The organism is Streptomyces sp. NPDC090022, from assembly GCF_044748145.1.
Lineage (GTDB): Bacteria > Actinomycetota > Actinomycetes > Streptomycetales > Streptomycetaceae > Streptomyces.
In genome coordinates, this window is the sequence record NZ_JBIVFN010000001.1 from 891,790 (window position 1) to 905,078 (window position 13,289).

Sequence of the window (13,289 nt, forward strand, 5' to 3'; positions counted from 1 at the left end):
GACGGTGGTCGCGGTGAGCGACACCCCCCACTACGACGCGATCATCATCGGCACCGGCGCCGGCGGCGGCACCCTCGCCCACCGGCTCGCCCCCTCCGGTAAACGCGTGCTCCTCCTCGAACGCGGTGACTACCTCCCGCGCGAACGCGACAACTGGGAGTCCACCGCCGTCTTCGTCAAGGGCAAGTACCGCGCACCTGAGTTCTGGTTCGACAAGCACGGTCGCGCGTTCCCGCCCGAGGTCAACTACTACGTGGGCGGCAACACCAAGTTCTACGGCGCGGCGCTCTTCCGGCTGCGCCCCGAGGACTTCGGCGAACTGCGCCACCACGACGGGCTCTCGCCCGCCTGGCCGATCCGCTACGAGGACCTGGAGCCGTACTACACCCAGGCGGAGCACCTGTACCTGGTGCACGGGCGGCACGGCGAGGACCCCTGGGAGGGGCCGGCCAGTGCGCAGTACGCCTATCCGCCGGTCGAACACGAGCCGCGCATCCAGCAGTTGAGCGACGACCTGGAGAAGCGGGGCCTGCACCCCTTCCACCTGCCGATCGGGGTGGACCTGACCCAGGACGCGGACGGGCGGGCGACCCCGCACAGCGTCTGCATCCGCTGCAACCGGGTGGACGGCTTCCCCTGCCTGGTACGCGCCAAGTCCGACGCCCAGGTGATCTGCGTGGAGCCGGCCCTGGAGCACCCCAACGTCGAAATGATCACCAACGCCCATGTGGTGCGGCTGGAGACCGACGTGACGGGCCGCAGCGTCAGCGCGGTCGTCACCCGGCTGGCCGACGGCGAGGAGGTCCGGTTCTCGGCGGACATCGTGGCCGTCGCCTGCGGGGCGGTCAACTCGGCGGCGCTGCTGCTCGCTTCGGCGAACGACCAGCACCCGCGCGGCCTGGCGAACAGCTCGGACGTGGTCGGCCGCTTCTACATGCGCCACAACAACCTGGCCCTGATGGCCGTGTCCAGGGAGCCCAACGACACGCAGTTCCAGAAGACCCTGGCCCTGCACGACTGGTACCTGGGCGCGGACGACTGGGACTACCCCCTCGGCGGGATCCAGATGCTCGGCAAGTCCGACGCGCAGCAGATCCACGGGGAGGCCCCGCGCTGGGCGGGCGCGGTGACCCCGGACATGCCGTTCGAGGTCATGGCCCACCACGCCGTCGACTTCTGGCTGTGCGGGGAGGACCTGCCGCTGCCCGACAACCGGGTCACCCTGGACGGCGACGGCCGGATCCACCTCGCGCTCGACGAGACCAACAACACGGCCGGCCTGGAGCGGCTGCGGCACAAGCTCCAGCACATGCTCGGGCACCTGGGCATGCACGAGCACCACCTGCTGGACCACAGCATCTACCTGCACAAGGGCATGCCGATCGGGGCCACCGCCCACCAGGCCGGGACCGTCCGCTTCGGCACCGACCCGGCCTCCTCGGCCCTGGACGTGCACTGCAAGGCGCACGACCTGGACAACCTGTACGTGGTCGACACGAGCTTCTTCCCGAGCATCGGCGCGGTCAACCCGTCCCTGACGGCCATCGCGAACGCGCTGCGGGTGGGCGACCACCTCCTGGAGCGGATCGGCTGACCCGGCGCGGTCCGGGCCGGGACACCCGGCGCTGTCCGAGCCGGGACACCGCCGAACAGGCGAAGAACCTCAGCCGGGTGACGCAATGCGCACCGCCGCGGGCGGCCGCGCTCCGGCGGCGGTGGTTGTGTGGCTCCCGGACCCGCCCGGCCGTCCTCACGCGGACCGTCCGGACTGGCCCGGACAGCACGGGACACGTTCGCGGAGGAGGCGGTCAGAGTTGAGTTCCACCGAGCACGTACCCCGGGGCGTGATTCCCGCACATCTGCTCCGGGGCCAGAAGGTGCTGGTGACCGGCGCCAACTCCGGGATCGGCAAGGCCACCGCCATCGGCATGGGCCGGGCCGGGGCGGACGTGGTGGTGAACTACGTGGCCGGCCGCGAGGACGCCGAGAAGGTCGTCGAGGAGATCACCTCCTTCGGGGTGCGCGCGGCGGCGTACGAGGCGGACGTGTCCGACGAGGACCAGGTCGTCGCGATGACGAACCGGATGATCGAGGAGTTCGGGACCATCGACATCCTCGTCGCCAACGCCGGACTCCAGCGGGACGCCGCGTTCACCGACATGACCCTCGCCCAGTGGCAGAAGGTGCTGGACGTCAACCTGACCGGGCAGTTCCTGTGCGCCCGCGAGGCGACGAAGGAGTTCCTGCGCCGCGGCGTCGTCCCCGAGGTGTCGGCATCGGCCGGCAAGATCATCTGCATGAGCTCGGTGCACCAGATCATCCCCTGGGCCGGGCACGTGAACTACGCCTCCTCCAAGGGCGGCGTCCAGATGATGATGGAGACCCTGGCCCAGGAGCTCGCTCCGAAGAAGATCCGGGTCAACGCCATCGCCCCCGGCGCGATCCGCACGCCCATCAACCGCAGCGCCTGGGACACGGCGCAGGCCGAGCAGGACCTGCTCAAGCTGATCCCGTACGGCCGGGTCGGCGACCCAGAGGACATCGCCCACGCAGCGGTCGGCCTGGCCTCCGACCTCATGGACTACGTCGTGGGAGCGACCCTCTACGTGGACGGGGGCATGACCCTCTTCCCCGGCTTCGCCACCGGCGGCTGACCCCACCCGCGTCGGCCCCCGGGGGAGACACGCATGCACACCACGGTTCACCTGCTGGCGGACGTCCCGCCCCAGATGCTGCCGGCCCGCTCGCTCATGGCCTTCACCCTCGCCTCGCACATCATCCTCGTGCCCCTGGGCGTGGCCCTGCCGCTGATCACCCTGATCATGCACGGCTACGGACTGCGCAAGGGCGATGCGACCGCCCTGCTGCTGGCGCGGCGCTGGTCGGCGGTCATGGCGGTGCAGTTCGCCATCGGGGTGGTCACCGGAACCGTCCTGTCCTTCGAGTTCGGCCTGCTCTGGCCGGGCCTGATGGGCCGGTGGGGCGACGTCTTCGGGATCGGCTTCGGCGTCGAGGCGTGGGCGTTCTTCCTGGAGGCCGTCCTCATCGCCATCTACCTCTACGGCTGGCGCCGGCTGCCCGCCCGTACCCACTTCCTGCTCGGACTGCCCCTGCCGGCCACCGCCCTCCTGGGGGCCTTCGGGATCCTCGCCGCCAACTCGTGGATGAACACCCCGCAGGGATTCAGCCTCGACGACCAGGGCAACCCCGTCGACGTGGACGTCTGGAAGGCGATCTTCACCCCGATGTTCGGGCCGCAGTACTGGCACTTCGTGGTGGCCATGCTGCTCACCGCCGGATACGTCGTGGCCGGCGTGTACGCCGTCGGCTGGCTGCGCGGCCGCCGGGACCACTACCACCGCCTGGGCTTCACCGTGCCCTTCACCGTCGCGGCCGTCTTCACACCGGTGCAGTTCATGCTCGGTGACGCCATCGCCCGCGCCGTGTTCCACAAGCAGCCGGTGAAGTTCGCCGCGATGGAGATCGTCTGGAACACCGACACGCACGTACCGGAATACCTCTTCGGCCGCCTCCATCCCGACGGGACCGTCTCCGGCGGCATCAAGATCCCCCAGCTGGACTCCATCCTGGCCGGCTTCAGCCCCGACACGAGGGTCACGGGACTGACCTCCGTCCCCGCCGACGAGCGGCCGAACGCCACTCAGGCCACCATCGCCCACTGGGCCTTCGACATCATGGTCGGCATCGGCTCCGTCCTCGTCCTGCTCGCCCTGTGGTACGGGATCGTCTGGCTGCGCCGCCGCCGGCTGCCCGCCTCCCCGTGGTTCTACCGCAGCGCCGCGTGTGCCGGCGTGGCCAGCGTCGTCGCCGTCGAATGCGGCTGGATCACCACCGAGGTGGGCCGCCAGCCGTGGATCGTCTACCAGAACATGAGGGTCGCCGAAGCCGTCACCGCGACCCGCTCCGGCGCCCTGTGGACCATGTTCGGGCTGATCGTCGTGGTGTACGTGCTCATCTTCGGCGCCTTCCTCGCCGTACTCCTGAAGATGCGCACCCGATGGCGGCTGGACGACGAGCGCAGCGGTGCGGGAGCGGCCTTGCGGACACCGGAGACGGACACCCCCTACGGCCCCCGCCCGGCGGTCGCGGCCGGCGGCACCGCCGCCGGACCCGCCGCCGGACGCGGCGACGGCCCGGCACCGACCGAGGGGGACGGACGGTGACCGCCGCCGACGTCGTGGCCGTCGTCCTGCTGCTCGCGATCGCCGCGTACGCCTGCGCGGGCGGCACGGACTACGGCGCGGGCTTCTGGGACCTGACCGCGGGCGGGGCGGAGCGGGGCAAGCGCCCCCGGTGGCTGATCGACCACGCCATGGCGCCCGTGTGGGAGGTCAACAACGTCTGGCTCATCTTCGTCCTCATCATCATGTGGACCGGGTTCCCCGTCTTCTTCCAGACGGTGTTCCTCGCCATGTGGCTGCCCCTCGCCCTCGCGGCCGTCGGCACCGTCCTGCGCGGCGCCGGCTTCGCCCTGCGCAAGCCCACCCGCAGGCTCGCCGGACGGCGCGTCTACGGGGCCGTGTTCGCCGTCGCCTCGCTGCTCACCCCGTTCTTCCTGGGCGCCGCGGTGGGCGGCATCGCCTCCGGCCGGGTGGCACCGGGCACCGAGCCGTCCGCGCACGCCTGGTCCAACCCCACCTCCGTGCTCTTCGGCCTGCTCGCGATCGTCGCCACGGCGATGCTCGGCGCGGTGTTCCTGGCCGCGGACGCGGTCCGCTTCGAAGCCCCGGACCTGCACGCCTACTTCCGCCGCCGGGCCCTGGCCGCCCTCGCCGCCCTGGCCGCCCTGGCGGTGGTCACCCTGTTCGTCACCCACGGCGACGCCCCGTACGTCTGGCACGGTCTCACCCACGGCGCCGGGCTGTTCTTCGTCATCGTGTCCGCCGGGGCGACGCTGGTGACGGCCTGGCTGCTGCTGCGCACCGCCGCCTCCGGCGTGTGGTCGCGGGTCACGGCGGTCGCCGTCGTCGCCTCGGCGGTCATCGCCTGGGGGATGGCGCAGCGCCCGTACCTGATCCCGGGCTCGCTCACGGTGGCCGAGGGGGCCGGGGCGCCCGCCACACTGCACTGGCTGCTCATCGTCACCCTCGTGGCCCTCGCCCTGGTCTTCCCCGCCGTCTTCCTGCTCTACCGCCTCGACACGCGCGGCGAGCTGGAACCCCTCACCGATGCCGACCTGCGGCGGGGCGGCGGCCCGCAGGGCCGGGACTGACCCCGCCGGGCCGGGCCGGGTGCGGGCGGGAGGGACGGGAACACCGTGAGCGAAGACCAGATCCTGCTCGGCATCGCCCTGACCCTCGTGCTCGCCGTGGGCTCCCAGATCCTGGCGAGCCGGCTGCACGTGCCGTCCCTGATCGTGCTGCTGCCGGTCGGCTTCACCGCAGGGGCGCTGACCGACGTCATCCACCCCGACCAGCTCGCGCCCGACTTCCCGGCGCTGGTGTCCCTGGCCGTCGCCGTCATCCTCTACGACGCCGGCCTGGGCCTGCGCCTGCACCACCTCACGGGCGAGCCGCGGTCGGTGGTGGTACGGCTGATCCTGCCGGGCGTCCTGATCACCTGGGCGGCCGGACTGGGGCTGGTCATGGCCCTGTTCGACGTACCGCTCACGGTCGCGGTGATGATCGGCGTGATCCTCGTCGTGTCCGGTCCGACCGTCGTCGGCCCACTGCTCGACCACGTCCGGCCGACCGACCGGGTGCGGAAGATCCTGATCTGGGAAGGCTCACTGATCGACCCGATCGGCGGCATCCTGGGGGCCGTCGCCTTCCACGTCATCGTCCACCTCCAGTCGGGCGAGGGTCCCAGGTTCGGCATGTTCTTCGGGAGCCTGGCCGTCGGGCTGGCGGGCGGCGCGGTCGGGGTCCTGCTGCTGTGGGCGACCCTGCGGCGGATGCGGCTCGGCGAGACGCTCGGGACGCTCGCCCAGCTGGCGGCGGTCGTCGCGGTGGCCGCGGGCTGCGACATGCTCCTCGACGACACCGGGCTCATCGCGGCGATCGTGATGGGCATGGCGGCCGCGAACCTGCCCGGGTTCGACATGCCGGCCCGCCGCCCCTTCTTCGAGACCGTCGTCCAGCTGATCATCGGCCTGCTGTTCATCTCGCTGTCGTCCACGGTCGCGCCCCGCGCCGTGGTACCGGTGCTGCTCCCCTCGCTGGCCCTCGTCGCCGGACTCGTCCTCGTGGTCAGGCCGCTGGTCGCCGGCCTGGCGACGGCCCGTACCCACCTCGGCTCCGGGGAGCGGGCGTTCATCGGCTGGATGGCACCGCGCGGCATCGTCGCGGCTTCCACCGCCGCGACGTTCTCGGCCACCCTCGTCGACGACGGCCTCTCCGGCGCCGAGGACATCCTGCCCGTCACGTTCCTTGTGATCGTCGGCACCGTCCTGGTGTACGCGCTCACGGCCCGGCCCGTGGCCGCCCGGCTGGGCGTCGTCCGGCCCGCCCGGACCCGGCCGCTGCTGGTCGGCGGCGCGCCCTGGGTCGTCGATCTGGCGCTGACCCTGCGCACGGTTGGGCTGGACGTGCTGATGTGGGCGGGGCTCGCGCGGGAGCGGCGCCGTATCGAGGAGGCCGGCCTCGAACTGGCCCCGGGCGAGCTCCTGGCGGCGGCGGCCGACCCCGGGGCCCGCCTGGAGGGGGTCACGGCGGTCCTCCTCTGCACGGACGACGACGACTTCAACGCGCTCGCCTCCGTCGTCGTCCAGGACAGCGTCGAGGGACCGGTCTACCGGATCGGCCCGCCGCCCGACAGCAGCGGGGTCGTGGCCCCGTACACCGGCGGCGCCGTCCTCTTCGGCCCGGAGCTCGCCCGCGACGCCCTTGCGGCCCGCCACGGCCGGGGCGCCCGCTTCCTGGTACGGCCCGCCACGGATCCCCTGCCGCCCGGGTCCACGACGCTCTTCGTCGTACGGCGCGACGGGCGGCTGGAGCCGGTCGGCGCGGTCCCGCCGGGCACCCCGGCGGAGGGCGAGGCCCGGGTGCTCCTCGGCCCCGCGCCTACCTGATCTTCGCCTGGTTCAGCGCCGCGTCCAGGGTGATGGCGGCGTCGATGAGGGCCAGGTGGGTGAACGCCTGCGGGAAATTGCCCAGCTGGCGGCCCGTCAGGTCGATCTCCTCCGAGTACAGGCCGAGGTGGTTGGCGTACCCCAGCATCTTCTCCAGCACCAGCCGGGCCTGGTCGATCCGCCCGGCCCGCGCCAGCGCGTCGACGTACATGAACGTGCACAGCGAGAACGTGCCCTCGGAGCCGCGCAGCCCGTCCGGCGAGGCCTCCGGGTTGTACCGGTACACCAGGCTGTCGGTGACCAGTTCCTGCTCCATCGCGTTCAGCGTCGACGTCCACATCGGGTCCCCGGGCGTCAGGAAGCCCACCGTCGGCATGCGCAGCAGCGACGAGTCGAGCACGCCGCTGCCGTAGTGCTGGACGAACGCGCCGCGCGGCTCGCTCCAGCCCTGCGCCATGACCTGCTCGTAGAGCGCGTCCCGGGCGGCGCTCCAGCGCTGCGCCGGAGCCGGCCGGCCGGTGGCCTGCGCCATCCGCAGCGCGCGGTCGAAGGCCACCCAGGACATCGCGCGGCCGTACGTGAAGTCCTGGCGGCCGCCGCGGGTCTCCCACAGGCCCTCCTCCGGCTGGTCCCAGTTGTCGGCCAGCCAGTCCAGGACGTGCAGCAGTCCGGTCCACCCCCGGTACCCCAGGTGGATCCCGTGGCGGTGCGCGAAGGAGATGCTGTCCATCGCCTCGCCGTAGATGTCGAGCTGGAGCTGGGTCGCGGCGCCGTTGCCGACCCGCACGGGAGCCGAACGCTCGTAGCCCTCCCAGTGCTCCAGGCTCTCCTCCTTCAGGTCGGAGGAGCCGTCGACCGTGTACATGATGTTCAGCGGCCCGGAGCCCCCGTCGCCGCCGGCCCGTTCCTTGATGCGGTCGTCGAGCCACCCGATGAACGCCCGGGCCTCCTCGGTGAACCCCATGCCCAGCAGGGCGTACACGGAGAAGGAGGCGTCCCGGATCCACGTGAACCGGTAGTCCCAGTTGCGCTCCCCGCCGAGCTGCTCGGGCAGGCCCGTCGTCGGGGCGGCCACCACGGCGCCGCTGGGGGCGTACGTCATGAGCTTCAGGGTCACGGCGGAGCGCTCCACCGCCTCCCGCCAGCGACCCGTGTAGTGCGACCCGGACAGCCAGGACCGCCAGAAGTCGATGGTCTCGTGGAACAGCTGCTCGTACTCGGCCAGCGGGACCTCCCGGGGCGGCCCGTCGGAGCCGGTCTCCAGGACCAGCCCGCGCTGCTGTCCCGCGCTCAGGCTCAAGGAGAGGTACAGGTCTTTCTCGCCGGTCAGGGAGTTCGCCAGCCGTTCGTCGTCCGGTTCGCGGATCGGGTGCAGGGTGAGCGAGGCCCCCTCCGAGGTGAACACCGCTCCGTGCTCCGTGACGTGGAGTTCGTGCGGCTTGCGCCCGTAGTCGAAGCGCGGCGCGATGGAGACCTCGAACGTCATGCTGCCGCGCACGCAGCGGACCATGCGGACCAGCCGGTGGCGGGCCGTGACCGTGGTGCCGGTCAGCGGCATGAAGTCCACCACCTCGCCGGCTCCGGCCTCGGTCATGAAACGGGTCACGAGGATCGCCGTGTCGGGGAGGTACAACTGCTTCGTCGCGTACGTCGCGTGGGCCGGCCGGACCGTGCAGTGCCCGCCCTTGTTCTTGTCCAGCAGGGCGCCGAACACGCTGGGTGAGTCGAACCGCGGACTGCAGAACCAGTCGACCGTTCCGTCGATGGTCACCAGCGCGGCCGTCTGCAGGTCTCCGATCAGACCGTGGTTCTCGATCAGCGGGTACTTGTCCATCACGGCGTCCTTCCGGCTGTGAGACGTCACCCGGATCCGTTCCCCCGGCCAGGTTAAGCCCGGGACCGGCCGGGGGCCCGCCGAGGGCGGAACGGGGCTCCGTTTCCGGGCGGGCGGGGCGGACCGGTCGGTGCCGCCGCCGCTACGCCCGTGGCCCGGCGGCCGCGGCCCGGGCGCGACGCCAGAAGCGCCGCTGCAGGCGCAGGGTGAGCAGGCCGACGAGGACGAGGACGACCACGTTCAGCAGGAGCTGCAGGAGCGAGCCCCAGGCCTCGGACCCGTCGGCGAAGGCGAGCGACACGGCGATGTCCGAGGCGGCGGGGATCGTGGTCACCGAGATGAAGACGCCGAGGAGGGCGCTCGCGCGGGCCTCGGTGAGCGAGACGATGCCGACGATCCCGGCGAGCGTGGCCACGACCAGCGAGAAGAAGTCCGGCGTGTCGATGAGGTGGGACACCGGGCGCACGCCCAGCCGGAAGGCCTCGGACTCCAGGTGCGCGGCGCGCACCAGCACCGCGAAGGCGAACGTGACGACGATGGCCAGCAGGAACCCGGCCGAGAGCGCGCGCAGTCCCTCGCGCACCCGGCGTCGGTTGCCGCGGTCGAGGCCGAGGGCGATGCCGGCGATGGCGTTGTACTCGGGTCCGACGACCATGGCGGCCACGATGAGGATCTGGGAGTTCGTCATGATGCCGACCGAGCCGATGATCCCGGCGACGACGAGGAACAGGTAGAAGGAGGGCAGGTAGGTGCCCTCGGCCCGGATGTGGGCCTCGACCGCGGCCCACAGCGGGGTGTGGACGAGCGCGCTGGGCTGGTCCGCCTCCAGCCGCTCGGCGCGCTGCGAGAACATCATCTCGACGTCGTCGACGGCGATCGACCCGGTCCGGTCGACCCCCAGGGCGCGCAGCCCGCCGAGCACCCCGTTCGCGGCACCCTTGACCACATCGCACTCGACCGTGTCGCCGTCGGGTGCGCGCGCCGCGGATTCGCAGACCACGAGGTTGAGGACGTGGCCGTCCGCCGTGAGCAGGTCGACGGTGCGCCGGGTGAGCTCGGGCGGCGTCACCATACGGAAGTGGATCAGGTCCATCCGGGCCTCCTGTGGGCGTCGGCCCCGCGGCCGGGCGTGGTGGCGTCACGATGCTCCCCGCGACCGCCACCGCCGGGGCGCAGGCCCGCCGCCGGGGGGGCCGACGCCCGCCCGAATGGCAGCCGGGGGCGCGCAGCGGTCGACGGGTCGTCGCCGCGGGCCGTCGGCGGCCGGCCGGCCGGGGCCATGGACCGGTGGGCCCATCGGGCGACTTGTGCGCGGGAATCCCTCCGAAGGCACGTGTCCCGCTTGCGCCGTCCCGGGTCCGCTCCCAGGCTCCCCCTGTGCACGAGAGCCCGTCCGGACAGCAGACGATCCTGCGGCACCACGACCACGTCGCGGTCGTCGTGGAGCTCGGGGCGGCGCTGCGGTCGTACGCCGTGGGGGACCGGCAGCTGGTGGCCGGATTCGGAGCCGGGGACCGGATCACCGCCGGGCGCGGCCAGATCCTCCTGCCCTGGCCGAACCGGATCGGCGGCGGCCGCTACCGGTGGCACGGCGAGGACCAGCAGCTCCCCCTGACGGAGCCGGAGCACGGCAACGCCATCCACGGACTGCTGCGCTGGACGTCGTGGCAGGTCGTCGACGCGGACGCGCGCCGGGCGGCACTGGAGGCCACGCTCTGGCCGCAGCCGGGCTACCCCTTCCACCTGCGGGCGCGGGCGGAGTACGCCCTGGGCGACGCCGGCCTGGAGGTCGCCGTGACCGCCTGGAACCGGGGCGACGGCGTCGCGCCGTACGGCGTCGGGCAGCACCCCTACCTCACGGTCGGCACCGGGACGGTGGACGAGGCGCTGCTGACCGTGCCCGCCAGGACGTGGCTGCGCACCGACGGCGCGGGCCTGCCGGTGGGGGAGGAGGAGCCGGTGTCCGGTACGCCGTACGACTTCCGTACGGCCAGGGCGATCGGCGGGACGGCGCTGGACACCCCGTTCGGCTCCCTCGACCGGGACGCGCGGGGACGCGCGGTGGTCCGGCTGGCCCACCCCTCCGGCGCGTACGGCACGGACCTCTGGCTCGGCGAGGGCGCGGACCACCTGCAGATCTACACAGGCGACACGCTCCCCGCCCCGCAGCGGCGCCGCGCCGTGGCCGTCGAGCCGATGTCCTGCCCGCCGGACGCGTTCACGAGCGGCACGGCGGTGGTGGCCCTGGCGCCCGGTGCGCGGCACACGATGCGCTGGGGGATCACCCCGTGGGGCGGCTGAGGGGGAAAGCGGCGCGGGGAATACGGCGGACGTGCCACTCGTTCCCGGGTATAGTTGAATCGTAAACAACCTCGGGAAGGGGAGCCATGCAGTTCGGGATATTCACCGTCGGTGACGTCACGCCCGATCCGACGACCGGACGCGCGCCCAGTGAGCACGAGCGCATCAAGGCGATGCTCGCCATCGCCCAGAAGGCCGAGGAGGTCGGCCTCGACGTCTTCGCCACCGGCGAGCACCACAACCCGCCGTTCGTGCCCTCCTCGCCGACGACGATGCTCGGCTACATCGCCGCACGCACCGAGAACCTGATCCTGTCCACCTCGACGACACTGATCACCACGAACGACCCGGTGAAGATCGCCGAGGACTTCGCGATGCTCCAGCACGTCGCCGAGGGCCGCGTGGACGTGATGATGGGCCGCGGCAACACCGGTCCCGTCTACCCCTGGTTCGGCAAGGACATCCGCGACGGCATCGACCTCGCCATCGAGAACTACGCGCTGCTGCGCCGCCTGTGGGACGAGGACGTCGTCACCTGGAAGGGCAATTTCCGTACGCCGCTCCAGTCCTTCACCTCGACCCCGCGCCCGCTCGACGGCGTCGCGCCCTTCGTCTGGCACGGCTCCATCCGCTCCCCGGAGATCGCCGAGCAGGCCGCGTACTACGGCGACGGCTTCTTCCACAACAACATCTTCTGGCCGGCCTCCCACACCCGGCAGATGGTGAACCTGTACCGGGAGCGCTACGCCCACTACGGGCACGGCACCCCCGAGCAGGCCGTCGTCGGGCTCGGCGGCCAGGTGTTCATGCGCAGGAACTCCCAGGACGCGGTCCGCGAGTTCCGCCCGTACTTCGACAACGCGCCGGTCTACGGCCACGGCCCCTCCCTGGAGGAGTTCACCGCCCAGACGCCGCTCACCGTCGGCTCGCCGCAGCAGGTCATCGAGCGGACCCTGTCCTTCCGGGACTACGCCGGCGACTACCAGCGGCAGCTGTTCCTGATGGACCATGCGGGCCTGCCCCTGAAGACCGTCCTGGAGCAGCTCGACCTGCTCGGCGAAGAGGTCGTCCCCGTGCTGCGCAAGGAGTTCGCGAACCTGCGCCCGGCCGGCGTCCCCGACGCCCCGACGCACGCGTCCCGCGTGGCGGAATCCCAGCAGCCGTCGCAGCAGGCCTCCCCGCAGTCGTCCCAGCGGCCCACCCAGCAGTCCTCGGACCAGGAGGAGTCCCGGTCATGACGAACCTCGTCGTCGTATCGGCGGGCCTGAGCTCCCCCTCCTCGACCCGCCTCCTCGCCGACCGCCTCACGGCGGCGACCCTGTCGCACCTGGACGCCGAGCCCCACATCGTCGAAGTGCGGGACCTGGCCACCGACCTGGCCCAGCACTTCGTGACCGGGTTCCCGTCCGACCGGCTCGCCGCCGCGCTCGACGCGGTGGCGGCCGCGGACGGCCTGATCGCGGTGACGCCCGTCTTCGCGGCGTCGTACAGCGGCCTGTTCAAGTCGTTCTTCGACGTCATCGACAAGGACGCCCTCACGGGCAAGCCGGTGCTCCTCGGCGCGACCGGCGGCACGGCCCGGCATTCCCTGGTCACCGAACACGCCCTGCGCCCGCTGTTCACCTACCTGCGCGCCGTCGCGCTGCCGACCGCCGTGTACGCGGCCTCGGAGGACTGGGGCGGGGAGGGCCTGGCCGAGCGCATCACCCGGGCCGGCGCGGAACTGGCCCGCGCCATGGCCCCCCGGACCACCGCCCCGGACGTGGACACCGCCGCGGCGATCGCCCCCCGCTCCCTGACCGGGGCGATCACCTCGGTGGACCCGGCGGACGGCTTCCAGGTGGTGCCGTTCGAACGCCGCCTGGCCGCACTGCGCGTCGAGTAGGGAGGGCGCGCGGCCGGCGGTCGTGCCGGTAGCCGTCGTCCTCGCGCAGGGCGTGCGCGGCGGGAACGAACAACGCCTCGCCCGGCATCCGGGCGCCCGTGGTGCGGTCGTACTTGACGACGCCGTAGCCGCCGTAGCCCTGCTCGTCGTGCACGGGAGCCCGCTCCCTCAGCCACGCGAAGCTGCGGTAGGGGTCGGCGGCGAAGTCCTCGGACAGGACGCTGAAGGGGGTTCGGCCA

At 72.3% G+C, this 13,289-nt stretch carries 10 protein-coding genes; 8 read left to right on the forward strand and 2 right to left on the reverse strand.

Annotation, left to right across the window (positions count from 1 at the left end):
- Window positions 1-13: 13 nt before the first annotated feature.
- The 5 genes from ACIPXB_RS03975 (at window position 14) to ACIPXB_RS03995 (ending at window position 7,030) form a co-directional block, all read left to right on the forward strand.
- Complete coding sequence (locus ACIPXB_RS03975; RefSeq protein WP_401444169.1) at window positions 14-1,594, forward strand: GMC oxidoreductase; 1,581 nt, start codon at window positions 14-16, stop codon at window positions 1,592-1,594.
- A gap of 265 nt (window positions 1,595-1,859) precedes the next feature.
- Window positions 1,860-2,654, forward strand: coding sequence for an SDR family oxidoreductase (locus ACIPXB_RS03980; protein WP_401444420.1), 795 nt, complete (start codon window positions 1,860-1,862; stop codon window positions 2,652-2,654).
- 33 nt (window positions 2,655-2,687) lie between these two features.
- Entirely contained in the window at window positions 2,688-4,184 is a 1,497-nt protein-coding gene (locus tag ACIPXB_RS03985) for a cytochrome ubiquinol oxidase subunit I (protein WP_401444171.1), read from the forward strand.
- Window positions 4,181-5,233: a cytochrome d ubiquinol oxidase subunit II gene (locus ACIPXB_RS03990; RefSeq protein WP_401444172.1), complete on the forward strand. Its 1,053-nt coding sequence runs from the start codon at window positions 4,181-4,183 to the stop codon at window positions 5,231-5,233. Before ACIPXB_RS03985 ends, ACIPXB_RS03990 begins: the two co-directional genes overlap by 4 nt.
- 45 nt (window positions 5,234-5,278) lie before the next feature.
- On the forward strand, window positions 5,279-7,030 hold the full coding sequence (locus ACIPXB_RS03995; RefSeq protein WP_401444174.1) for a cation:proton antiporter: 1,752 nt from the start codon (window positions 5,279-5,281) through the stop codon (window positions 7,028-7,030).
- Here the strand turns inward: ACIPXB_RS03995 and ACIPXB_RS04000 are convergent.
- Entirely contained in the window at window positions 7,023-8,864 is a 1,842-nt protein-coding gene (locus ACIPXB_RS04000; protein WP_401444176.1) for a glycoside hydrolase family 15 protein, read from the reverse strand. The genes ACIPXB_RS03995 and ACIPXB_RS04000 overlap by 8 nt on opposite strands.
- 142 nt (window positions 8,865-9,006) lie before the next feature.
- Window positions 9,007-9,957, reverse strand: a complete 951-nt coding sequence (locus tag ACIPXB_RS04005) for a DUF389 domain-containing protein (protein ID WP_401444178.1) — start codon at window positions 9,955-9,957, stop codon at window positions 9,007-9,009.
- 284 nt (window positions 9,958-10,241) lie between these two features.
- On the opposite strand from ACIPXB_RS04005, the gene ACIPXB_RS04010 reads away from it, so the two are divergent.
- From ACIPXB_RS04010 to ACIPXB_RS04020, 3 genes are all read left to right on the forward strand, one after another.
- A complete protein-coding gene (locus ACIPXB_RS04010) occupies window positions 10,242-11,165 on the forward strand; it encodes an aldose 1-epimerase family protein (RefSeq protein WP_401444180.1) in 924 nt (307 codons plus the stop codon).
- Window positions 11,166-11,251: 86 nt separating this feature from the next.
- Entirely contained in the window at window positions 11,252-12,403 is a 1,152-nt protein-coding gene (locus tag ACIPXB_RS04015) for an LLM class flavin-dependent oxidoreductase (protein ID WP_401444183.1), read from the forward strand.
- Window positions 12,400-13,050, forward strand: coding sequence for a CE1759 family FMN reductase (locus ACIPXB_RS04020; RefSeq protein WP_401444185.1), 651 nt, complete (start codon window positions 12,400-12,402; stop codon window positions 13,048-13,050). Before ACIPXB_RS04015 ends, ACIPXB_RS04020 begins: the two co-directional genes overlap by 4 nt.
- Window positions 13,051-13,289: the final 239 nt, after the last annotated feature.